We start from the raw sequence: 21,806 nt of genomic DNA, 5'->3' as shown, positions 1-21,806 counted from the left end.
TTTAATTAAAAACATCATTAAGGATTTGTAAAGATTTTGGTTTTTTGAAATTTCCCAAATGTAATTCAAAATACACTAAAATAAGAGCCAAAAAAGATTGTCTTTGTTTTGCGTTAATTTTGATACTATCTAAGTCATCAAATGATGTGCCTAAAAGCTGTTTTAATAGTGTTAAATTTTCGCCTGAGACATTATACTTAGAAATGCTTTCCTCTTGAAATTCGCCATCATACAAATTAAAACATAAAGCGGTTTCCATGTCTGTTTGATCTGGATAAAATCCTAAGTATTTAGTTAATTGTATAAGAAACAATAAATGAAAATTAGAATAACTATCATTGGTATCCAACCACTGTAAAGTGGTCTGTATATAACTGTACAAAGAATCATTCTGTTCTTCTTCCTGTAAAGCATGCGATAAAACTTCTGCCAAAAACATGACAATAGCACTCTTTAAAATATTGGTATGAAGTGACGCATATAAAAAATCTGTTTTTATATCTTTTATATACTGCAAAGAGCGATTTGGTTTGTAATCTGTATTTAATTGCAATTGCGACAAGGGCTGGAAATAAGCCACTTTTTTATTGCTTTTTTTTGAAGACAAAACACCCTTTAACAAATAACTAACAACACCTTGTTTTTGTGTGTAGCATTTAACAATTAAATCGTTATCTCTAAATCTAAGCTTAGACAGGACAATGGCATTTGTAGTGATAAACATTATCTTATAACCATTACTTTTAAAACCTTTGTTTCAAAGGTATCTAAATCGTTAAGCATTATCAAATACACTCCAGAGGCTACAATGTTACCTCCCAAATTTTTCCCATTCCATAACGCTGTTCCTCCATCTATTTCAAGATTATAACCCTTAAATCTAGAGTTTGTTCTGGACTCCGCTTCCGCCACTAGATTACCTTCAATATCAGTAATTTTAATATTTACGTTTTCCGAAATATCTCTTATTTTAACTTTATCTGTTAAAATATTAAAGTTTGGCCGCACTGGGTTAGGATAAACAAAGGCATCTTGTAGCGTAGATTGAGGCTTGGAAGCTTCAGACCTAAAAGAAACTAGCCCTTTATCCGTTGCAATATAAATAATCCCATTTTCATCATCAATATCAACATCCAATACGTCGTTTGTTGGTAAAGGAGAATTATCTTTTGTAAAATGAAAAATAGTGTTTTGCCCGTCTGAAGAAAAATAATAAAGCCCGGTATCTAAGGTTGCAATCCACTTGTTATTAGAACCATCTACTTCGATATCCGTTATGTATTGTTGAAACAATAACTCGCTAGCCTCACCATTATCCGAAACAATAATATCATCTATTTCTGGCGTCCCATCTATAAAGTCGTTAGTATTATAAATAATTCTCAAACCATGATTTGTTCCCATCCACAACTGGCCATTTCTATCAATATTTAAAGCAATAACAGCATTCGATGGCATACCTTCTGCTTCATCTATAGTATTAAAATCTCCGGTACTTGCGTTATAACCAATAATTCCAAAATTATATGACCCTGTAAAAATAGTATTATTAGCATCTACGATAATTGAAGCAAAGCCTTTATTATCTTGGGCAGGATCAATCACGTCTAAATAACTATAAGAAGTCCATTGCCCTTCTTTATATTTATTAAGCGGAAAATCGTATCGACTGTTCATGACCCAAAGCGTCCCTTCAGAATCAAAAACTGACGCATGCACAAAATAGTTATTTGGAACAAAGGGATATAACGTACTATTGTCTTCATTAAAAAAAACGGACGGAACATTATTCTCTAATTTTAAAAGCCCACCAATAGAAGAACTTATATATGCTTCATTTGCATTTAAAGGGTTAATAGAGATATGAGACAAAGACCTGGTCTCTGCTGTTAACTCCAAAAGATCATCATAACTAACATTCTGCCAAGAGTCGTCAAAATAATGACTAACACCAGCTCTTTGATTAGTAATAGCATAAGGATTAAAACTAACATCATAACCTCCATGAGTACCATATATATGACCTGATAAGGTTTTAATTTTAAAAAAATTATTTAATAAAGGCCCGTTTGGATGAATTTCCTCCATAACAGAAACATCATTAACCGTAGTTTTCAAAACTCCAAATCCAGTTTTACCATTAGCCGGAGTTCCATTTGTTCCAATATAGATCGTATTAGAATCATCAATTAACGCACATGTATAATTAACATCAAATTCACTTGTATTAACAACTTGAGCTATAGTTACAAAATTTTCAGGATTATACACATATACTTCTCTTTGCGTCGCAACAACCAATTGACTATCAAAAACCCTTAAATCTTCAATAAAATTGGGATATGTTGCTTTAAGTTGTAATGTATTACTAACAAACTCATATAGGCTTTTACTAGAATTAACTAAAAACAATTGTTCTCCAACAGCTTCTATTCCAATCCAATTACCAGCAACAACCTGTGTCCACTCTTGATAATCGATAAGATTAGGATTAGTTAATAACCCTTTTTTTAGTCCAGAAGCAGTTGCCGCATAAATAAATCCATCTAAAATTGATGTTTGAGAAATTACTATTTGCGATCCACTGGCTCCTATATAATATGTATCTCCAAATTCCAATCTATCTAAATTATAAACAGAAATACCATAATCCGCAGAGATGTAAACCGTATCATCTACTAGATTAAAATGATTGATTTTTTTATCACTTTGGGGAATTGTTGGTTTTTCTAAAATATCAACGACGGATAAAACAGAATTATTAACCTCATCATAGATCTGAATTAAGCCATTTTCAAACCCAAGAAAAAGCAACCCACTATCTTCTGCATATTTTATAACTGATATGGTTTCTCCCGACAATCCATGTATCGTGGATAGTGTTTCAATCTCATTGGTGTTTTTATCATACACAAAAACAGCATTGTCTGAAGCTCCAAATACTTTTTCACTGCCCTGAGAAACATCCTTAATATTCAAATAAGAAAAATGACCAGTCCACTCGTCAGAAAAATCTTGAGCACTACCAACTTGTATAGTTAAAAAACTTATACAAAGAATAAACAATTGAAAATTAATCTTATTTGTAAGCATGTTTTTAAAATCAATTATAAAACTCAAAAATACCACAATTTATTGTATCCAAGCTATTAATATATAACACTAAAAAACCCCTAATCTTAATAAAATTAGGGGTTTTAATATTTATACTCTTTTTTTTTATACTACGCCTTGTGCTAACATTGCATCAGCAACTTTTACAAAACCAGCAATATTTGCTCCTTTTACATAATCTACGGTACCATCTTTTTGAGTACCATACTGCACACAAGAAGAGTGAATATCATCCATAATTTGATGTAGTTTAGCATCAACTTCTTCTCTAGTCCAATTGTAACGTAAAGAATTTTGGCTCATTTCTAAACCTGAAGTAGCAACACCTCCTGCATTAGATGCTTTTCCTGGAGAAAACAACACTTTAGCTTTTTGAAGTACTTCAATAGCTTCTGGTGTCGTTGGCATGTTTGCGCCTTCAGCAACAACTAATACCTTATTATTAACTAACATTTCAGCTTCCGCTTTATCCAACTCATTTTGAGTTGCACATGGCATTGCTATATCACAATTAACACTCCAAGGTCTTTCTCCTTTATGGAACGTCGCAGATGTATACTTATCTGTATACTCGCTAATTCTACCTCTGTTAATGTTTTTAATTTCCATGATATATGCTAACTTATCAGCATCTATACCATCTTTATCAAGAATATACCCTGACGAATCTGACATTGTTATAACTTTACCACCTAACTCTGTTGCTTTTTCACAAGCATATTGAGCAACGTTTCCTGATCCAGAAATAACTACTGTTTTCCCTTCAAAAGAATCGTTTTTAGTCGCTAACATGTTTTTTGCAAAATACACTGTACCATAACCAGTAGCTTCTGGTCTAATTAAAGAACCTCCGTAAGACAATCCTTTACCTGTAAGTACACCTGTAAACTCGTTTGTCAAACGTTTATATTGACCAAACATGTAACCAATCTCACGTCCTCCAACACCAATATCTCCAGCAGGCACATCTGTATTAGCACCAATATGTCTGAATAATTCTGACATAAAAGATTGACAAAAACGCATCACTTCGTTATCACTTTTTCCTTTTGGATCAAAATCACTTCCTCCTTTTCCTCCACCCATTGGTAAAGTTGTTAGAGAGTTTTTAAAGACCTGTTCAAAACCTAAAAACTTTAAAATACTAAGGTTTACTGATGGGTGAAAACGTAACCCCCCTTTGTAAGGTCCAATAGCCGAGTTAAATTCTACTCTAAAAGCTCTATTTACTTGTGTATTACCTTTATCATCAATCCAAGGCACTCTAAAAATTATTGTGCGCTCTGGTTCTACCATACGCTCCAATAACATCTTACCTTGATATTTTGGGTTATCTTCTATAAACGGAATTACAGTTTCTGCAACTTCGTGTACTGCTTGCAAAAATTCTGGCTCATTACCATTTTTTTGTCTTACTAAATCTAAAAACGTTTCAATTTTATCTTTCATTATGTAAATAATTACGATACTGTTATACAATCCATAAATATGTACTGCAAAGATACATTATCTTTAATACAGCACCTACTTTTTTTTTGTTTTCGCAATCGTTATAGTTGATATTAATATAATTAAATCATCAATTAAAATGATGCGTTTTATCCTTAAAATTTGCGGGTTCGTCGGGATTTTATATATTTGCTTAATAAATAGCCTCTAAATAAAGCCTTATTATGCTTAACCCAAAACAATTGATATTAGCTGTACTTATACTATTAAGTGCTAGCCCTGCGTTTTCTCAATTAGGCTTTTCTCACGAAATCGGTATAATCACTGGACCCGTAGCCTTTAAATCTGATTTTGGAGAACGTCAAGATTCTGACACAAATTCTGGTAACACTGGTTTTGGTATTGGTTTAGTCCACTACATGAACTTTGCTTACCAAGCCAATTGTAATTGTTATACAACTGACAATTATTTTAATGACCACTTTAAACTACGTACAGAGATTTCTTATAACAAAACAAAACTTCAACACTTTGGACATTGGGTTCAAGAATCCAAGACTAGCGATGAAGCAGACCGATTAAGAGGTCATACTGGTGAATCTAGCAATTTTGAGATCGGAATGCAGTTAGAGTTTTACCCTTTAAGCATCCGTTCTTTTCAAGCGTTTGGATACAAGTTAGCACCGTTTGTAAGTTTAGGAGCTCATTTCGTTTCATACAATCCAGAAGTATACACAGACTATGATAATGGCACCAATGATGTCGGCAACGTATTAGATAGCAATAATTTTTACTCACTATGGGAACCAGGTTCTGTTAGCCCGGAATCAGGATCGACTTGGGCTGTAGTTTCAAGTATTGGTGTTAGATATAAATTAGACAACTCATCGGATTTGATGTTAGATCTTAGAGGTCAGTATTATTTTAGCGATTGGGTTGACGGTTTGGACCATCAATTAAATTCTAACAAGAACAACGATTGGTTGGTTTGGTTAAATGTAGGTTATATTTATTACTTAGATTAACAGATAAAATATAGTGTTAAAATAAAAAAAACTCAAGTTTACACTTGAGTTTTTTTTTGTTTTAACATCGTTATAAATTAACCTAAAGCCTGACTTAAATCCTTTATTAAATCGGCCTCATCTTCGATACCAACACTTAAACGAATTAAACTATCTACTACTCCTATCTTTTCACGTTCTTCCTTTGGGATGCTAGCATGTGTCATACTTGCAGGATGCCCACAAAGGGACTCCACACCCCCCAAAGATTCCGCTAAAGTAAAGACCTTAAGGTTTTCGACAAACTTAATGGCTTCGTCATAATTATTTCCTTTAGCAACAAAACTCACCATACCACCAAAGCCACTCATTTGTGCTTTTGCAATATCATGGTTGGGATGATTTTCAAAACCTGGCCAATATACTTTTTCTACTTTAGGATGGGTATTTAAAAATTCGGCTACAGCCTTACCATTTTCACAATGACGCTGCATCCTAACATGTAAGGTTTTAATGCCGCGCAACGCTAAAAAAGCATCTTGCGGGCCACATATCGCGCCGCTTGCATTTTGTATAAAATATAATTGATCTGCCAACGCTTTATCTTTTACAATTAAAGCGCCCATAACTAAATCGCTATGTCCTCCTAGATATTTGGTTGCGGAATGCATCACAATATCCGCCCCAAGATCTAAAGGCTGTTGTAAATAGGGTGTTGCAAACGTATTATCCACAGCTAATAGCACGATATGCTGTTTCGCGATTTTAGCAATAGCCACAATATCAATAATATTTAGCATTGGATTAGTTGGTGTTTCTACCCAAATCAATTTAGTTTGTTCATTAATAAACCCTTCAATATTAGAAGCCTTTTGCATATCAACAAAATGAAACTTAATTCCAAACCCCTCAAAAATCTTAGTAAACAAACGATAGGTACCACCATATAAATCGTTGGTACAAATTACCTCATCACCTGGCTTTAAAATTTTCATCACGGCATCAATAGCAGCCATTCCTGATCCAAATGCTAATCCAAAGGCGCCATTCTCCAAACTCGCAAAGGCATTTTCTAAAGCTTGGCGTGTTGGGTTATGAGATCTTGAATACGCAAATCCCTTATGTCCACCTGGTGTCGTTTGTACATAAGTAGACGTTTGATATATTGGTGGCATCACAGCTCCATATGCTGGATCTGGTTTTTGACCACCATGTATTGTTTTTGTATTAAATTTCATAGCAAAAATCTTTGTTAGCCACGAAATTAGTTTTTAAATTCGTGGTATTCAAACTAGAACAATACCTTTAGTCTATGTTTAACACTTTATCTATGTCAAAATCAGTAGTTTTTGCTGTGTTTACCTGTTTATTACTAACCGTGTCTTGTCAAAAGGACAAAGTTATAACGTTTTCTGAAACTCAAATTTCAAAAGAAAAGGAAACCTTTGTAGAAATAATTATCCCTAAAGCACAAGGAAAATCTAAAACCGCTAAAAACATAAACAACACACTAATAGGTTTTGCTTGTAATGTTTTAAATATAGATAGTGCTAAAAACAAAAAAGAATCTGTAGAAGAAAGCATCAAAGCTTTTAACGATGCTTACATTAATTTTAATGAAACATTGCTTTCAAATTTTGATAATAAATTTTCAAGATGGGAGGCGCTTATTGATGGAGAAGTCTCTTACCAAAGTGAAGGTCTTGTAAGTATTGCCATGAATGGAAGTATCTCTACAGGATCCGCCAGCAGTAGCTTAAGATTTAAGTTTTTTAATTTTGATTTAACAAACGGAAAATCTCTAGCCACTAAAGACATCATCAATAACATGGATGCCTTCAAAACCATTGCTAAAAAGTATTACGATAAAGAAATACTGACAACTTACACTAGCCTAACCGATGACACTAGCGATTTCAAACTTCCAGAAACCATCGGCTTTAACGACGATGGTGTTATTATCGTTTATGACAATTTTGAACTAGGAAATTTTACTAAAGAGCTTGTCGAATTCACCATTCCTTTTACAGTAGTAGACCAATATCTAAATTACTAGATATTTTTTTTAAGCGCTAAAATATACCCTAAATGGATGCCTTCATGAAAGGTGTTAAATGTAATAGCATCTTCCGCAGTCCTTAAAGTACTTTTGGTAGATACAGTGTATTCATTATAAGTTTTAAACACTTTATTATTATAATCTTCCTTTGTTTTTTCGATAGTAGAAAACAATAAACCCTTTACTTCATCAACCTCAGCTTGCGTCACATCGCCTTCTGTTTTTGTTCCCTTTTTATAAGCTTCGACTAACGCGTCACTAATAAGCATGTCCAAACCAGATAATTTATACACCAACAATTGTTGCGTTACGACAGTGTGCGCCACATTCCAAAAAATATTATTAGTATAACCTGTTGGCACTTTATTTAACTGTTCTAAAGTAAAGCTTTCCAGAAAATGGTTTAATAATTGTCTGTTTTTTATAGTGACATCAAAAGTAAAGTCCATAGTATTTCAATTTTTGCCACAAGTAACTAAATAAAAAAAACTTAAACTAATTACAATTGGATTTTTAACTTTAGACTTTAATTTTTAAAAAAATGAAAACCCACCATTACCAAGCGACAATACATTGGACCGGCAATCTAGGACAAGGCACTTCGCATTACAAAAACTATAATCGCAACCATAGTATAACCGTAAAAGACAAAACACAAGCTATTTTAGCCAGCGCAGACCCCGCATTTCTAGGTGATCACACACGCTATAATCCAGAGGAATTATTATTATCCTCCATCGCTTCTTGCCACATGCTTTGGTATTTACACCTCTGCGCAACCAATAACGTAATCGTCCTAAGTTACACAGACCAACCCGAAGGCACAATGGAAGAAAACAATAATGGTAGTGGCCAATTTACAAGCGTCACATTACACCCTAAGGTTACCGTCCAACATACAAATATGATAGACAAGGCTAATCAATTACATCACGACGCCAACGCCATGTGTTTTATAGCACGCTCCTGTAATTTTCCGATTTTGCATAACGCTTTCGCGGAAACTCCGCCGTTCTAAAACTAGTTTTAATTTAAAAATAGAGATCTTTTTACCAAAAAAAACGACCTTTGACAAAAATGTTTACCCTTATGAAAAAAGTATACTACCTAAAAACCTGCAGTACTTGTTTACGAATTTTAAAAGAGTTAAATCTACCTTCAGATTTTGAACTTCAAGACATCAAAACAAACCCTTTAACGCTAGAACAAGTTGAAGAACTAAAAGCATTATCTGGTAGCTACGAAGCGTTATTTAGCAAGCGCGCCAAACTTTATAAAGAGAAGGGACTTAAAGATCAAAATTTAACCGAAGAAGATTACAAACAATATCTTTTAGAACATTATACCTTTTTAAGTAGACCGGTAATAGTAATTAATGACGCTATATTTATCGGAAACTCTAAAAAAACAACGGAAGCCACAAAACTAGCACTTGATGAAAGCTAGGTATTGGGCCTTACTGGCGGCCCTAACCGTCCAAATCCTATATGGCTTAAACTATACTTTTGCCAAAAACGTTATGGTCGGCGGTTTTATAAAACCCTTTGGTTTTATTGTCTTACGTGTTGGAGGTGCAACACTCTTATTTTGGTTGTTTAGTTTTTTTGGACCTAGAGAAAAAATAGAGAAGAAAGACTTTTTAACCCTAATCTACGCCGCCTTTTTTGGCGTTGCCACCAATATGCTTTTATTTTTTAAAGGTCTGGAGCTAACGACACCAATACATGCATCGGTAATAATGATTATTACACCCATTATTGTATTATTACTATCTTCTTTTTATTTACAAGAAAAAATTACAAGGTTAAAAATAGTAGGCGTGATTTTTGGTTTTACAGGCGCTGCAATTTTAACCATTTATGGTAAATCTGCAAGCCCAGGAGACAATGTGTTTTTAGGTAATCTTATGATTTTATTTAATGCTATTTCCTATAGTATTTATATCATAATCATCAAAAAACTAACCTACAGATACCATCCCTTTACATTTATAAGATGGTTGTTTTTAATAGGTTTCTTTATGGTACTACCATTTGGATTTAACGATATTCTAGCTATTAACCTCTCGTCATTTACACCATACATCTGGTTTTCGGTACTATTTGTTATAGTTGGCGCTACTTTTGGGACTTATTTATTAAACCCTTTAGCTTTAAGACACTTAAAAGCCTCCACAGTAACCGTATTTATTTACCTACAACCATTAATAGCAGGTATTTATGCTGTAATAGCGGGTAGTGATGCTGTAACAGCTGTAAAAGTGACAGCATCATCCCTAATCTTTTTTGGTGTGTATTTGGTTACTAAAAAACCTAAAGTTTTAAATCCTTAGGTAAACGTCCATGCAAACGCATGTCTTCTTTAGTTAGCACTTTAAAATCTTCCGTTTTCGGGAATTTATTAGCCATTTCTAATAAGTCTGCGGATAAGCCTGTCAGCTTTCTAGTTTCTAAATTAATCCATGCGCCTACAATTTCGCAAAACGCTAAATTCTGACCTTTACTATTATAAAAGTTGTGATCAAATTTAAAAAACATCCCATCTTCACTTAAACCAGACACTTCTAAACTAACCGTTATAGGCTGCCCTAAAAACGCTTCCTTAAAATAATGTACATGCTCATGGAAAACAACAGGACCAATACCAGCTTTACTTAAGGCCATTAAAGAAAACCCGTGGTCTTGTAAAAAAGCAGTCCTAGTATGAGACATGTAGTTAATATAAGCCGAGTTAGCTAAATGTCTGTTAGCATCAATATCACTCCATCTAATTTCAAAATCTTTTGTGTACATAATTTTCAACTTTTGTTATTTCAAAATTACAATAATTAGCACGCGACTCATAATAAATTTTCGATTTCTTAACCGTTAACATTTTACTTACCTTTGTCACAATTAATTAGTGTGTATATGATTTATTCGATGACAGGTTATGGCAAATCTGTATTACAATTGCCAACAAAGAAGATAACTATAGAGTTAAAATCGCTTAACAGTAAAAACCTAGATTTGAATGCACGTATGCCTTCAATTTACAGAGAAAAAGAACTAGACTTACGTAAGCTAATGGCCAAGCAATTAGAACGTGGTAAAGTAGACTTTTCTATCTACGTAGAAACTACTGCAGATGATACCTCAACACAAATAAACGCGCCTGTTGTTAAGCAATACATGCAACAACTTAAAGCGGTGTACAATACCGGTAATGATATCGAATTACTAAAAATGGCAGTTCGTTTTCCTGACGCCTTAAATACCATTAGAGAAGAAATTGACAATACAGAGTGGGCACAGATTGAAGCCGAAATAAATATCGCTTTAAACAGCTTAAAAGACTACAGATTAAACGAAGGTAAAGTCCTAGAACAAGATTTTAACGATCGTATTAAAAACATAGCCGATCTATTACAGCAAGTTATCGCTATGGATCCTGATCGTATTGAAGGCGTGAAAGAGCGTTTAAGAAAAGGGGTTGAAGAACTAAAAGAAAAGTACGACGAAAACCGTTTTGAACAAGAACTGGTGTACTATATCGAAAAATTTGATATTACTGAAGAAAAAGTACGTTTAGACAATCACTTAAACTACTTTATAGAAAGCATAAACAGTACAGATTCTAACGGAAAAAAATTAGGATTTATCGCGCAAGAAATTGGTCGAGAAATTAATACTATTGGGTCAAAAAGTAATTATGCACCAATGCAACAATTGGTTGTACAAATGAAAGACGAATTAGAAAAAATTAAGGAACAATTACTAAACGTCCTTTAAAACACTAGACTTTTGACTGAACACACTAAAAAACAAGGTAAACTAATCGTATTTTCAGCACCTTCAGGCTCTGGAAAAACAACTATAGTAAGACATTTACTAAAACAAGATCAGCTAAATTTAGCCTTTTCTATCTCTGCTACATCTAGAGAGAAACGCGGTACAGAAGAACACGCCAAAGACTACTACTTTTTATCTGCCTCAGATTTTAAACAACACATCAAACACGACGATTTTTTAGAGTGGGAAGAAGTGTACAGAGATAATTTTTACGGGACTTTAAAAACCGAAGTCGAACGCATTTGGGCTTTAGGAAAAAATGTGATTTTTGATATTGATGTCTCTGGAGGCTTACGTATTAAAAGAAAATTTCCAGAAGAAACTATTGCTATTTTTGTTAAGCCGCCAAGTATTGACGAGCTAAAAATAAGATTAAAAAAGCGCAAGACAGAAACTGACGACAAAATAAACATGCGTATAAGTAAAGCCAGTGCAGAGCTTGCAACCGCGCCTTTATTTGATGTTATTATAGAAAATGATAATCTTGACAAAGCATTACAAGAGGCTGAACATTTAGTGAGCGACTTTATAAAAAAATAACAACATACTGTCAATTTTGGTGGTTACTGAGGTGTAAAAACGCATCTCTCTAACACTAAAAGCACTTCGACTGCGCTCAGTATGACACTTCTAAAAAATGAAAATAGGCTTATACTTTGGATCGTTTAACCCAATACACATTGGGCATTTAATAATTGCTAACCAAATGGTAGAAAATAGCGATTTGGATCAAATTTGGTTTGTGGTAACGCCACACAACCCGTTTAAAAAGAAAAGCTCGCTGTTAGATAACTACCAACGCTTAGAAATGGTATATCTAGCCACTAAAGACTACGACACGCTTAAAGAGAGCGATATCGAGTTTAATTTACCCCAACCCAATTACACCGTTAATACTTTAGCGTATTTAACCGAGAAGTATCCTGACAAGGATTTTTCTTTAATTATGGGGGAAGACAACCTGAAAAGCTTTCATAAATGGAAAAACTACCAAGTTATTCTGGACAATCATCATATTTACGTCTATCCAAGAATTAGTGCAGGCACAATAGAAACCCAGTTTGATAACCATGCTAAAATACATCACGTTGAAGCACCAATCATGGAAATATCTTCAACCTTAATACGTAATAGTATTAAAACTGGCAAAAACATAAAACCACTATTACCAGAGCATGTTTGGGCGTATTTGGATGAAATGAATTTTTATAGATAGCGCAATTGCTAATACCATTGACTTTATAAAATCCTTAGACTCTTTACGTTTAACTAATAACAACATTAATCAAAACCATCTAATCCGGTGGTTTTTTTTATGCTTAGTTTTTAAAATGTCCCGGAAACCCGTAAAATTTATTATTACACTAGTGCAACTTAGACCTAACAAATAAAATCACTTAGTTATACGTATTTTAAATGCGCATTAATAATTGTAAGTTTACATAAGAGCACTTAAGTAAATCAGGAACAAAACTTCCACATACCACGCAATAATTAAGGAATAATTAGTGCTTTAGTCTCCATATAATTAGTTGGCATTAATTTAAAACAGAAACTTTCACACAAAGTCACTAATACATATTTGTATAATTAAAACATAATAAGAATACATATAAGTATTCTTTTATTTGTTTTTTTATATTTATATGTATAATTTTGAATTAAATTACATACTTATATGTATAAAATGTTATCAAATGAGAAACAAGAAAAAACTACTCATAGAACAACTAGATCAAAAATTGGTAAATTTTAAAGATGCAGGAATGGTCCTGGTCCCACAAAAGGGATGGGTGAATACTATTAGAACGACTCTTAATATGACGAGGGAACAGTTAGGGACCAAACTTAACTTAACTAAAGGAGCTATACAAAAAATCGAGGAACGTGAAGCTACAGGGCAAATAACCATCAATAAATTAAAAGATGTTGGTGATGCTTTGAACATGAAATTTATCTATGGTTTTATTCCGAAAGATGGGACGATTGAAAACTTAGTAAACATAAAGGCTGAAAGGTTAGCACGAAAAATAGTTTTAAGAACTAATCAAAATATGAAATTAGAGGACCAAGGAATTCGAGATGAAAAAATAAATAAAACCATAAAGGAACTTGCTGGTGAAATAAAACGAGAGATGAAAAAATCATTATGGGATTAGAATTCGATTATAAAGAAGGACAAACACCTTTAGACGAAGAAGAAAAGGAAGGTCTTAAAATAAAGTCTATTACTTCTCAAGGAGAACTAGATGAATTTGAGCAATTGAATATTGAAAAAGCAGTCGAATGGACTATTCATACAAAATTCAAACTTGAAAAAATTTTAACTGAGAAGCTTGTAAGAGACTTGCACAAAAAAATGTATGGTGATGTATGGAAATGGGCAGGCGATTTTAGAAAGACTGAAAAGAACATTGGAATTCCGTGGACGCAAATTGGAATTGAATTAAAAAATTTATTACACGACACTAAGTATTGGGTAGAAAACAAAACTTTTCCACCTGAAGAAATAGCTATAAGATTTAAACATCGTATAGTATCCATCCATTGCTTTCCAAATGGAAATGGTAGACACTCTAGAATGATGGCTGACATTATTATGGAATCAATATTTGGAAACGAAGTATTTACTTGGCATCAATCAAATATGGTTAAAGCTAACCAACCAAGAAATCAATATATAAAAGCTCTAAGACAAGCAGATAATGGTAATTTCAAACAGTTAATTGAATTTGCAAAAAACTAATACCAATCAAGTAGACGGCTCAGACTAAAATAGTCGGAGTGCGCCTCTCACACCAACGTACGTAAGTAACTACGTTGGTCCTATCGTCCCAATTACCACTAGCAATACAACTCAGGAACGTATACGGCGGTTCGTAAATCATCACATCATAGGGTTTTACAGCTTTGACACAATCTCCTAATTTAGGCATAGGTTACCACTAGTGCTCCTATGCGAATTTTGAAGAGCATTACGTTCAGTTCGTCCTTACTTGTGAGACCTTCTGAGGCATTTGCTCATTAATCAATCACAAATAGCCTTCAGATAACCTCAGGGTTTTCACCCTTGAGACTTACTAATGCTTCAATAAGCCTGTCCTGAGCGTAGACGAAGGGTTACTCCTGCGCATAAGGGACTTGCACCCTCTAGATTAATTATTTACCTTTAGGTAAATTAAAAGATGCCCATGCTGGGCACACACATCATATATAATTAATGGCTAGTTTTAGCTTGCTTACGAAAATCTTTGCAGATTTTTTATTCGGTTTTTATTTGCTAAATTAGGTGCTTAAACAAGCCACTAATCATATACAAAACCGTTAGCAAACATTAAAAACTAAGAATTATGGCAGGACCAGCAGCAACGGTAAGTAGTAATCATATATGTCCAATGTGTAGTGGATTAGTTCCACATGTTGGCGGACCAATAACACAAGGAGAACCTACAGTACTTATTGAAGGCAAACCTGCAGCCACAATAGGCAGTATCTGTACTTGTGTAGGACCTCCAGATATTATTGTAACTGGTGTATCTAATGTGTTTTTTGGAGGAAAGCCTGCAGCCACAATGGGTAGTATGACAGTACATGGAGGTTCAGTTGTAATGGGTGCTGGTACAGTTTTAATAGGCACTGGAAGCTCTGCACCTACTGCCATTATGCCTATAGCTAAAATTCCTTTCTCTAAAACAACAACCATTGATAGAATTAAGGCAGCGCTAATAGGTGAAACTAAAAATTTAAGAATTGCAGAAGAAAATCAAGCAGAAATAAGAGAACTTGCAGAACAGCAAGAACAAGAACCTCAAATAATAGATATTCAATTTATAAACGAAAACGATGTTGTATTATCGCAATCGAGTATCAAAGGAATTGAAGGAGGAAATGCAACCGATTTTATTTATGGAATAAAAATAAAAGTAACAACAAAAAACATAGAGAACGGTAAAAAGATTAAATGTAAATTAAAAGGAAAAACAAAAAATACTAATCAAAAATTCTTAGGCATAAGTCAACTAGATTGGGAATTGGAAATAAATAATGACGAATGCGAAACAATATTATTTCCTTTACCTATATCTTGGTATAGTGAAGTTTTTGAAAACTATAATTCACATAAAACAATAATAAAATCAGAAGATTTAAATGCTTTCATGGTTGATACAATGTATGAAGGGCAATAACTTTTTTACATAAAAAAGAACATTGGCTTAAACCTATAGCTTATCGCAGAAATTATGAGGAATATATAGGGTTGTATAAATATGAAGATTTAACTATTAAACACTCCGAAAAAAGAGACTCAGTAGATAACTACGAAAACAAATACATTTCTAAAAACTCTGAAATTCGCACATTGGTAAAAGACTTTTTAGAATTTTTAAACCAAGAAGATTTAAAGATAGAAGGTGATGAAAACAAAGGCATAAAAGAAAGAATAGAAAAAGATGCAAAAAGATTATGGCTCTTAGGTGTTAAACAAGTGCAGGATGGTGATTTAGACGACAGAACCTTATATTGGGCGAGAAATAAAATGCAAGTACATTTAAAACGTCATCCCTTATTTGAAAAGGATATAAACTTTGAAAAAAGTACTGTAAATACTAATAATACACCATTGAATGATATTATTATTTTATTTGAAGAATTGAGTAGAAATTATAATAATATAAGTTTTTCAGGTATAACAAGTAAAAAATTATTGATAACTGGATTTGACCCATTCATCTTAGATCCAACAAAAGGAGGTAATCCATTACAAAGTAATCCAAGTGGAGTGAACGCTTTAGATCTACATGGCAAAACTATTGGCGATTATTATATACAGACATTTATTGCTCCCGTTAGATATAAAGATTTTGATGAATTTAAAGAAGGTGAAGGTATTATAGAAAAGTTTATAACTCCTTTTATAAAAAAGGTTAATATGATAATCACCGTAAGTCAAGGTGGTGCTTTTAGATTTGATGTAGATAGGTTTCCTGCAAAAAACAGAGGTGGTTATAAAGATAATATGCTTTGGGGTACAGGAACCGATGATAATAAAACTCCGTTTAAACAACTTACTATTGATGGTGAAGAATTCTATAAAACAACATTACCTTATAAAAAAATAGTGCCTGATGTTAACAATCCTTCTGATACGTTTTGGGTCTATTTTAATCAAACCTTTAAAGCAAATGGAAAAATTTATGTTAGAAAAGATATACAAGGAACAAAATTAATAGAAGAGGTTAGCGATAGTACTTCTCAAAATAACGGCATCATTAATGATTTTAAAGAATTACAATCTTTAAAATCAGTTAGCGGTTCAGGTAGTAATTATCTTTCTAATGAAATATATTATAGGGTTGCAAGATTAAGAACAGATATAAAGTCAACTTTACATACAGGACATTTACACATTCCGTTGACGCAGTACGGAATAAGCTTCCCTGATTCAAGAGGAAATATAGTAACTATAGATATTAACCCTAAGATGGAAGAGTTAATAGACAAAATCAAAGAAATAATCACAAAAATATAATTATGAAACTCATTTTATTAGTAAGTTTTTTATTCCTTAATTCTAATTTAATATTAGCACAACCAATAAACACTCCTAGTATTGAAATTAAGAACATTTTATTAAAAAACAAGCCTTTATGCTTTACAACTTCAAATGGAACAGATTATTCATTGTCAATTAAAAAAAAATGTGAATTGTGCAAAAAATCATACAACTATGATTATGCTTTAATATCTGTTAATCGTGTTTCCAACTTTATTTATAAAAAAGATACAATGCAATTAAAATTAATGTTTGATTCGCATAGCCCATTTCGATTTCAAATAGATAAATTACTTTTCCAAAAAGGGAATTTTAAAATTGATTTAAAAGGGTGCACAGAAATACTAAATTCGGACTCTTTTCCGATTGTAATAAAAAAGTTACCTTATGATTGTAAGTCTTATATTGAAGAAGACGAAGAACAGTAAATTAATAAGAAGTAACGTTTGCTAATCGAGTAGACGGCTCCGACTAAAACAGCCGGAGTGCGCCTCTCACACCAACGTACGTAAGTAACTACGTTAGTCCTTTCGTCTCTATTGCTACTAGCAATACAACTCAGGAACGCACAAGGCGGTTCGTAAATCATCACGCCAAAGGGTTTTACATCTTTGACACAATCTTCCTGTTTAAGTATAAACTAAAACTTGTACTATTACCCCCATTTTTAAGCCTTAAAAAAACCACTAAGACTAACAGTACTGCTGTAGTACTCAATCTTTTTACAACAATGAGGTTTCCCGTAAACAGCCTACAACTAATTAGTGTACATTTAAACCTTATTAACAGTAAAATATACATCGTTCTACGTATTGCGAGGCTACTTTATAAATTGTAGCTTAGCTTTTTAAAACCTAAATCAGGAACAAAAAGTACCGATATCTCACAATATTTACGGGATATTCACTACTTTAGTTGCTATATAACGAGTTGTAACACATTGCTCACTGAACTCAAAAATGACTGAAAAGGAAGAAATAAAATTTAATACAAAGGACAAAAGAAAATTAAAAAATAAAATTTTAGGAAAAGGAATTTTTACTTTTCTTTTTTTATTATTAAGTGCTTTTTCGATTTATTATTTTTTCAAGATATCCGCAGATAATTATTTAATCTTATTTATTGTAAGTCTTATTTTTTTAGGCACACTTACTCATATTATTTATCTATTTATAACTTTAAAAAAAGATTTAGATAATAATACAAAAATAGTTAGTACTGTAAAAATTATAAGTATGAAAGAAAAAAGGAATGATGGTATATCTGATTACCATATATTATTAAGTGGAAATTATGAATATAACAATTATAAGGTTTTTAAAAAGGACTTTGATCGCATAAATAGCGGAGATACTATAGAACTAGAATATTCAAAATACGGAAAGTGGATTTTAAAAATTAAATGTAACGGAATAAATATTGAAAACAATGCTAACTTTAAGTAACTAAAAATGAAAAACACATTAACACTTATTCTTTTTATGTTTTTTTTAAATTCTTGTTCAAATAATAATCATACAAAAGAAAACGTAGTTGTTATTTCAAAAAAAATAGCAAATTTGAGAAAAACTAAAGAAAATTACAGGAAAGTGATTAAAGAAAAGAGTGAAACGCTCAATAGAATAAGTAGTGAACAACCTGAAAAATATGGAGAATTAAAACACAAATATGAGCAAATAAAAGTCCAGTTAACTGATTTAAATTTATTAATAGAGACACTAAAAAATGAGTCTAAAATCAATAATTTTGATATTTCAAATTATGAGGAATTAATTGACCTTTCTTTATACAGTAAACTTCTTTTTAATAATTCAGAAAAATTATCAAAAAAAGGAATTAATTTAAAAAATAAAATCAATTCTCTTTATATAATAAACAAAGAAATATTGAATAAAAATCAACGTGAATTCAAGTCATATAATGAAAGGAAATTTAATGTGAATTCAAGTTTAGTAGATGAAAACGGTAAAAATATTAAATATATAAACTTCAAATTAAATGATAAATCTGTAATTGGAGTTTTATTATATTTAGAACAGTTACAACTTGAATTAGAAACATTTGAATATAAGTATATGAATTCGATAATACAATAACGTGTTACAATCGAGTAGACGGCTCCAACTAAAATAGCCGGAGTGCGCCTCCCACACCACCGTACGTACGGGTCTCGTATACGGCGGTTCGTAAATCATCACACCAAAGCTCTTTTCACCCTTGGCACTATCTTCTAATTTAGGCATAGGCTACCACTAGTGCTCCTATGCGAATTTTGAAGAGAATCACGTTCAGTCCTTCCTTACTTGTGAGACCTTCTGAGGTATTCCCTCAACTCGTTTCCTGTAAGTACTATGACCTCTGCTGACTTCTCCATATAGTCAACTCGTAACTTTGGAGACCTCCCCAGGTAATGGCATCTTCTTTCACTCAATGACTGCCGTATCTACATAATTACTCTTTTGTTACTGTTTGGGCGTTACAATGATGTGCTTGCTTACCCGAATAACTATGCCTCTGTATACGATTTCTGTTTAGTTTATGCTGAGCGTAGTCGAAGTATCAGTACCGAGTTTTGTAGTGGTATTTGCTCATTAATCAATCACAAATAGCCTTCAGATGTAACCTCGCGATTACCACCCTTGCGACTTACTAATGCTTCAAGACGTTACTCCTGCGCATAAGGGACTTGCACCCTCTAGATTAATTATTTACCTTTCCGTAAATAAAAAGATGCCCATACTGGGCACACACAATGTATATAAAAAATAGGCGAAAAAGTATTGATAATAAGGGTTTTAGCTTGTATTAAATTCAATGCTTAACTGAAAAGATAAAGCTTCGAAATCGCCTACTTTTCATATACAAACCGTTGGCAATAATTAAACTCACTCAAAACTGAATGAAAAAATTTCTTACTTTAATAACAGTATGTATTCTTACTTCTTGTAGTTCTATTATGACTAATCGTGGTCTTAAAAGAAGTGGAGTATTTAATATAAGAAGTGAATTAAATTCAATAGAAAACGACCAAAAAAAAATAATTTTTATTCCAATGCATCACATTGGCAGAAAAGAGTTTTATGATGATGTTGCAAATAAAATTGACTCACTTCAAAAGCTAGATTATACTGTTTTTTATGAAGGAGTCGATTATGGAAAAGATTCTTTAGAAAGAATAGAAAATCTTATGAAGTTAAGAAGGATTAAAGGCTTTTTTCCACAAGGAAATCAAAGGTATTTAGATACAACTACAAATATTATTGCAGGTAAAATAAAATACAAGGGGAAATATAAATTGATAAATCAACCAAGCTATGGGAAATTAAAGTTAGATAGCTTGACTTCAATACGAGCAGATGTTAGTTTGGCTGAATTGATAACTGATTTTGAGAAAAAAAATGAGGAAATAATATTGGATAAATGTGATTTTAGTTTTAGCCTAAAAGATGAAAATTTCAAATGTAAAAAAGTAAAAAAGAGTTTACGAAAGATATTTGATAGAGAATATGCTTTTGGTTATAGAGACAAATCTTTAGCTAAAAGAATAGTCAAAAGTGAGAAAAAGAAAATTTTAGTTATTTATGGGAGTCGTCACTTTTGGGGATTATATACTCAATTAAAAAAAATAGATAAAAATTTTAGATTAAATTTTGGACTAAAAAAAGTATAAAAACTATTGCCAACACCGGTAACCGTTGCACAACCCCTTAAAAAAGCATAAAAACAGCTTAAAATCTTTGATTTTAAGCTGTTTTTAATTTTAATACGCCATACTTTCTCTAAAATGCAAGTGGCTTAAAACATAGTACTCGAAGGCTTATTAGGTGGTTTTTGGTGCTTTTAATAAAAGCAAGTAGTCCTGCTATACTTTCTGGTAAGTTTTTCATATATTTTAAATACTTTTTAAGATTATAGGCTGTTGCGGATAGATGCATACACTTATTAGCTTGTTTAATCCCAAGAGTATTCACTTTGACCATGTCTAAAAACTGAGTTAGTGCTCCAAATACGGGGGAACGTACTATGTCGTTTTACTTTCATATAGCTTCCTTTTTTCACTAATTCGTCGTCGCCCTTTACTGAACAAAATCCTTTTTACAAAAATGCCATGGCAGAATGTGTAAATGGCATATTAAAAGATGAATTTTACCTCGATCAAACCTTTGATAGTGTAGCACACGCAAAGAGCGCTGCAAAAAAGACAATTAATTTATACAACGACGTTAGATTACATTTATCTTTAGATTATAAAACACCTAATATGGTATATAAATTATCAGCTTAATTCAATTTTAACCTGTAGCCATATTTCAGGACAAGACATTGATTATTCACCCAAAAACATGACACAAAACGAATTAAACATAATTGGACTAGCATTTGATATTATAGGAGTTGTTTTATTGTTTTTTTACGAACCTCCTAAACCAGAGATTGGAGCTATATTATTAGAATCAGCGCCATCAAAATCAGATAGAGACAAAATAAAAAAAGTAAAAAAAATGGTATCTAAAATCGCCTTAATATTAATACTTATTGGATTTTCTATACAAATATATTCTAATACGATCCAATAAGGTTTTTTAGCTTAAAAAAATCAATCGCTTTTTTATTACACAACGGAATACTCACTCAACCGATTTCGAACAAATACAATACGAAACTGTTGCGTCGGACTGATATTCTGCACGGAATCGAAACTCTATAATTTCTGACCATAGTAAAACGCAAATATTACGGCGGATTTACTTTTTGTACGGCAAATCTAAACGTGGTAAATAAAAATCACTAAAACA

24 protein-coding genes are annotated in these 21,806 nt (G+C 32.4%); 18 read left to right on the top strand and 6 right to left on the bottom strand.

Going from position 1 to position 21,806, the window contains the following annotated elements; genetic code table 11:
- Position 1: 1 nt before the first annotated feature.
- From recO to gdhA, 3 genes are all read right to left on the bottom strand, one after another.
- Positions 2 to 724, bottom strand: coding sequence for a DNA repair protein RecO (gene recO / locus E9099_RS08185; protein WP_136583170.1), 723 nt, complete (start codon positions 722 to 724; stop codon positions 2 to 4).
- Positions 724 to 3,093 carry a two-component regulator propeller domain-containing protein gene (locus E9099_RS08180; protein ID WP_136583169.1) on the bottom strand — a complete coding sequence of 790 codons (2,370 nt, stop codon included), beginning with the start codon at positions 3,091 to 3,093 and terminating at the stop codon, positions 724 to 726. Before E9099_RS08180 ends, recO begins: the two co-directional genes overlap by 1 nt.
- A 126-nt stretch (positions 3,094 to 3,219) precedes the next feature.
- The gene (gene gdhA, locus E9099_RS08175; RefSeq protein WP_136583168.1) at positions 3,220 to 4,563 is read right to left on the bottom strand and encodes an NADP-specific glutamate dehydrogenase; all 1,344 of its coding nucleotides are present in this window, start codon (positions 4,561 to 4,563) and stop codon (positions 3,220 to 3,222) included.
- Between the two features lie 224 nt (positions 4,564 to 4,787).
- On the opposite strand from gdhA, the gene E9099_RS08170 reads away from it, so the two are divergent.
- Entirely contained in the window at positions 4,788 to 5,588 is an 801-nt protein-coding gene (locus E9099_RS08170) for a THC0290_0291 family protein (protein ID WP_136583167.1), read from the top strand.
- A gap of 77 nt (positions 5,589 to 5,665) precedes the next feature.
- On the opposite strand, the gene E9099_RS08165 is transcribed toward E9099_RS08170, so the two are convergent.
- A complete protein-coding gene (locus E9099_RS08165) occupies positions 5,666 to 6,805 on the bottom strand; it encodes a cystathionine gamma-synthase (protein ID WP_136583166.1) in 1,140 nt (379 codons plus the stop codon).
- A 92-nt stretch (positions 6,806 to 6,897) separates the two neighbouring features.
- Between E9099_RS08165 and E9099_RS08160 the strand changes: the two genes are divergently transcribed.
- Positions 6,898 to 7,623, top strand: coding sequence for a PdaC/SigV domain-containing protein (locus E9099_RS08160; protein WP_168800728.1), 726 nt, complete (start codon positions 6,898 to 6,900; stop codon positions 7,621 to 7,623).
- On the opposite strand, the gene E9099_RS08155 is transcribed toward E9099_RS08160, so the two are convergent.
- Positions 7,620 to 8,075 (bottom strand): DinB family protein, encoded by a 456-nt coding sequence (locus E9099_RS08155; RefSeq protein WP_136583164.1) that lies wholly within the window; start codon positions 8,073 to 8,075, stop codon positions 7,620 to 7,622. The genes E9099_RS08160 and E9099_RS08155 overlap by 4 nt on opposite strands.
- 92 nt (positions 8,076 to 8,167) lie before the next feature.
- Between E9099_RS08155 and E9099_RS08150 the strand changes: the two genes are divergently transcribed.
- From E9099_RS08150 to E9099_RS08140, 3 genes are all read left to right on the top strand, one after another.
- Entirely contained in the window at positions 8,168 to 8,644 is a 477-nt protein-coding gene (locus E9099_RS08150) for an OsmC family protein (RefSeq protein WP_136583163.1), read from the top strand.
- Positions 8,645 to 8,715: 71 nt separating this feature from the next.
- Entirely contained in the window at positions 8,716 to 9,072 is a 357-nt protein-coding gene (locus E9099_RS08145) for an arsenate reductase family protein (protein ID WP_136583162.1), read from the top strand.
- Positions 9,062 to 9,958 carry a DMT family transporter gene (locus E9099_RS08140; RefSeq protein WP_136583161.1) on the top strand — a complete coding sequence of 299 codons (897 nt, stop codon included), beginning with the start codon at positions 9,062 to 9,064 and terminating at the stop codon, positions 9,956 to 9,958. The genes E9099_RS08145 and E9099_RS08140 overlap by 11 nt, the downstream gene beginning before the upstream one ends.
- Here the strand turns inward: E9099_RS08140 and E9099_RS08135 are convergent.
- Positions 9,939 to 10,418 carry an acyl-CoA thioesterase gene (locus tag E9099_RS08135; RefSeq protein ID WP_136583160.1) on the bottom strand — a complete coding sequence of 160 codons (480 nt, stop codon included), beginning with the start codon at positions 10,416 to 10,418 and terminating at the stop codon, positions 9,939 to 9,941. The genes E9099_RS08140 and E9099_RS08135 overlap by 20 nt on opposite strands.
- Positions 10,419 to 10,535: 117 nt before the next feature.
- Here E9099_RS08135 and E9099_RS08130 point away from each other — a divergent pair, with 117 nt between their 5' ends.
- The 13 genes from E9099_RS08130 to E9099_RS08070 all read left to right on the top strand — a co-directional run bounded on the left by E9099_RS08130 (position 10,536) and on the right by E9099_RS08070 (position 21,587).
- The gene (locus E9099_RS08130; RefSeq protein WP_240788975.1) at positions 10,536 to 11,396 is read left to right on the top strand and encodes a YicC/YloC family endoribonuclease; all 861 of its coding nucleotides are present in this window, start codon (positions 10,536 to 10,538) and stop codon (positions 11,394 to 11,396) included.
- 12 nt (positions 11,397 to 11,408) lie between these two features.
- Positions 11,409 to 11,996 (top strand): guanylate kinase, encoded by a 588-nt coding sequence (gmk, locus tag E9099_RS08125; RefSeq protein WP_136583159.1) that lies wholly within the window; start codon positions 11,409 to 11,411, stop codon positions 11,994 to 11,996.
- 97 nt (positions 11,997 to 12,093) lie between these two features.
- Positions 12,094 to 12,672 carry a nicotinate (nicotinamide) nucleotide adenylyltransferase gene (nadD, locus tag E9099_RS08120; RefSeq protein ID WP_136583158.1) on the top strand — a complete coding sequence of 193 codons (579 nt, stop codon included), beginning with the start codon at positions 12,094 to 12,096 and terminating at the stop codon, positions 12,670 to 12,672.
- A 481-nt stretch (positions 12,673 to 13,153) separates the two neighbouring features.
- On the top strand, positions 13,154 to 13,615 hold the full coding sequence (locus E9099_RS08115; protein ID WP_136583157.1) for a mobile mystery protein A: 462 nt from the start codon (positions 13,154 to 13,156) through the stop codon (positions 13,613 to 13,615).
- A complete protein-coding gene (locus E9099_RS08110; protein ID WP_136583156.1) occupies positions 13,606 to 14,202 on the top strand; it encodes a mobile mystery protein B in 597 nt (198 codons plus the stop codon). The genes E9099_RS08115 and E9099_RS08110 overlap by 10 nt, the downstream gene beginning before the upstream one ends.
- A 604-nt stretch (positions 14,203 to 14,806) precedes the next feature.
- Positions 14,807 to 15,643: a PAAR domain-containing protein gene (locus E9099_RS19685; protein ID WP_136583155.1), complete on the top strand. Its 837-nt coding sequence runs from the start codon at positions 14,807 to 14,809 to the stop codon at positions 15,641 to 15,643.
- 71 nt (positions 15,644 to 15,714) lie between these two features.
- Positions 15,715 to 16,986: a hypothetical protein gene (locus E9099_RS08100; protein WP_136583154.1), complete on the top strand. Its 1,272-nt coding sequence runs from the start codon at positions 15,715 to 15,717 to the stop codon at positions 16,984 to 16,986.
- A gap of 2 nt (positions 16,987 to 16,988) precedes the next feature.
- Positions 16,989 to 17,438 carry a hypothetical protein gene (locus E9099_RS08095; protein ID WP_136583153.1) on the top strand — a complete coding sequence of 150 codons (450 nt, stop codon included), beginning with the start codon at positions 16,989 to 16,991 and terminating at the stop codon, positions 17,436 to 17,438.
- 531 nt (positions 17,439 to 17,969) lie between these two features.
- Complete coding sequence (locus E9099_RS08090) at positions 17,970 to 18,455, top strand: hypothetical protein (protein ID WP_136583152.1); 486 nt, start codon at positions 17,970 to 17,972, stop codon at positions 18,453 to 18,455.
- A 6-nt stretch (positions 18,456 to 18,461) separates the two neighbouring features.
- On the top strand, positions 18,462 to 19,106 hold the full coding sequence (locus E9099_RS08085) for a hypothetical protein (RefSeq protein WP_136583151.1): 645 nt from the start codon (positions 18,462 to 18,464) through the stop codon (positions 19,104 to 19,106).
- 803 nt (positions 19,107 to 19,909) lie between these two features.
- Entirely contained in the window at positions 19,910 to 20,680 is a 771-nt protein-coding gene (locus E9099_RS08080) for a hypothetical protein (RefSeq protein ID WP_136583150.1), read from the top strand.
- 438 nt (positions 20,681 to 21,118) lie between these two features.
- Complete coding sequence (locus tag E9099_RS08075) at positions 21,119 to 21,295, top strand: integrase core domain-containing protein (RefSeq protein WP_136583149.1); 177 nt, start codon at positions 21,119 to 21,121, stop codon at positions 21,293 to 21,295.
- 58 nt (positions 21,296 to 21,353) lie between these two features.
- The gene (locus E9099_RS08070; RefSeq protein ID WP_136583148.1) at positions 21,354 to 21,587 is read left to right on the top strand and encodes a hypothetical protein; all 234 of its coding nucleotides are present in this window, start codon (positions 21,354 to 21,356) and stop codon (positions 21,585 to 21,587) included.
- Positions 21,588 to 21,806 lie beyond the last annotated feature (219 nt).

Origin of the sequence: Psychroserpens sp. NJDZ02, assembly GCF_004843725.1 — a bacterium.
Taxonomy (GTDB): domain Bacteria; phylum Bacteroidota; class Bacteroidia; order Flavobacteriales; family Flavobacteriaceae; genus Olleya.
This window is presented reverse-complemented; position numbering and strand designations above follow the sequence as displayed.

Excerpts from the sequence above, each read along its gene's own strand:
- recO (WP_136583170.1), bottom strand. The coding sequence starts at position 724 with ATGTTTATCACTACAAATGCCATTGTCCTGTCTAAGCTTAGATTTAGA.
- E9099_RS08180 (WP_136583169.1), bottom strand. The coding sequence starts at position 3,093 with ATGCTTACAAATAAGATTAATTTTCAATTGTTTATTCTTTGTATAAGT.
- gdhA (WP_136583168.1), bottom strand. The coding sequence starts at position 4,563 with ATGAAAGATAAAATTGAAACGTTTTTAGATTTAGTAAGACAAAAAAAT.
- E9099_RS08170 (WP_136583167.1), top strand. The coding sequence starts at position 4,788 with ATGCTTAACCCAAAACAATTGATATTAGCTGTACTTATACTATTAAGT.
- E9099_RS08165 (WP_136583166.1), bottom strand. The coding sequence starts at position 6,805 with ATGAAATTTAATACAAAAACAATACATGGTGGTCAAAAACCAGATCCA.
- E9099_RS08160 (WP_168800728.1), top strand. The coding sequence starts at position 6,898 with ATGTCAAAATCAGTAGTTTTTGCTGTGTTTACCTGTTTATTACTAACC.
- E9099_RS08155 (WP_136583164.1), bottom strand. The coding sequence starts at position 8,075 with ATGGACTTTACTTTTGATGTCACTATAAAAAACAGACAATTATTAAAC.
- E9099_RS08150 (WP_136583163.1), top strand. The coding sequence starts at position 8,168 with ATGAAAACCCACCATTACCAAGCGACAATACATTGGACCGGCAATCTA.
- E9099_RS08145 (WP_136583162.1), top strand. The coding sequence starts at position 8,716 with ATGAAAAAAGTATACTACCTAAAAACCTGCAGTACTTGTTTACGAATT.
- E9099_RS08140 (WP_136583161.1), top strand. The coding sequence starts at position 9,062 with ATGAAAGCTAGGTATTGGGCCTTACTGGCGGCCCTAACCGTCCAAATC.
- E9099_RS08135 (WP_136583160.1), bottom strand. The coding sequence starts at position 10,418 with ATGTACACAAAAGATTTTGAAATTAGATGGAGTGATATTGATGCTAAC.
- E9099_RS08130 (WP_240788975.1), top strand. The coding sequence starts at position 10,536 with ATGATTTATTCGATGACAGGTTATGGCAAATCTGTATTACAATTGCCA.
- nadD (WP_136583158.1), top strand. The coding sequence starts at position 12,094 with ATGAAAATAGGCTTATACTTTGGATCGTTTAACCCAATACACATTGGG.
- E9099_RS08115 (WP_136583157.1), top strand. The coding sequence starts at position 13,154 with ATGAGAAACAAGAAAAAACTACTCATAGAACAACTAGATCAAAAATTG.
- E9099_RS08110 (WP_136583156.1), top strand. The coding sequence starts at position 13,606 with ATGGGATTAGAATTCGATTATAAAGAAGGACAAACACCTTTAGACGAA.
- E9099_RS19685 (WP_136583155.1), top strand. The coding sequence starts at position 14,807 with ATGGCAGGACCAGCAGCAACGGTAAGTAGTAATCATATATGTCCAATG.
- E9099_RS08095 (WP_136583153.1), top strand. The coding sequence starts at position 16,989 with ATGAAACTCATTTTATTAGTAAGTTTTTTATTCCTTAATTCTAATTTA.
- E9099_RS08090 (WP_136583152.1), top strand. The coding sequence starts at position 17,970 with ATGACTGAAAAGGAAGAAATAAAATTTAATACAAAGGACAAAAGAAAA.
- E9099_RS08085 (WP_136583151.1), top strand. The coding sequence starts at position 18,462 with ATGAAAAACACATTAACACTTATTCTTTTTATGTTTTTTTTAAATTCT.
- E9099_RS08080 (WP_136583150.1), top strand. The coding sequence starts at position 19,910 with ATGAAAAAATTTCTTACTTTAATAACAGTATGTATTCTTACTTCTTGT.
- E9099_RS08075 (WP_136583149.1), top strand. The coding sequence starts at position 21,119 with ATGGCAGAATGTGTAAATGGCATATTAAAAGATGAATTTTACCTCGAT.
- E9099_RS08070 (WP_136583148.1), top strand. The coding sequence starts at position 21,354 with ATGACACAAAACGAATTAAACATAATTGGACTAGCATTTGATATTATA.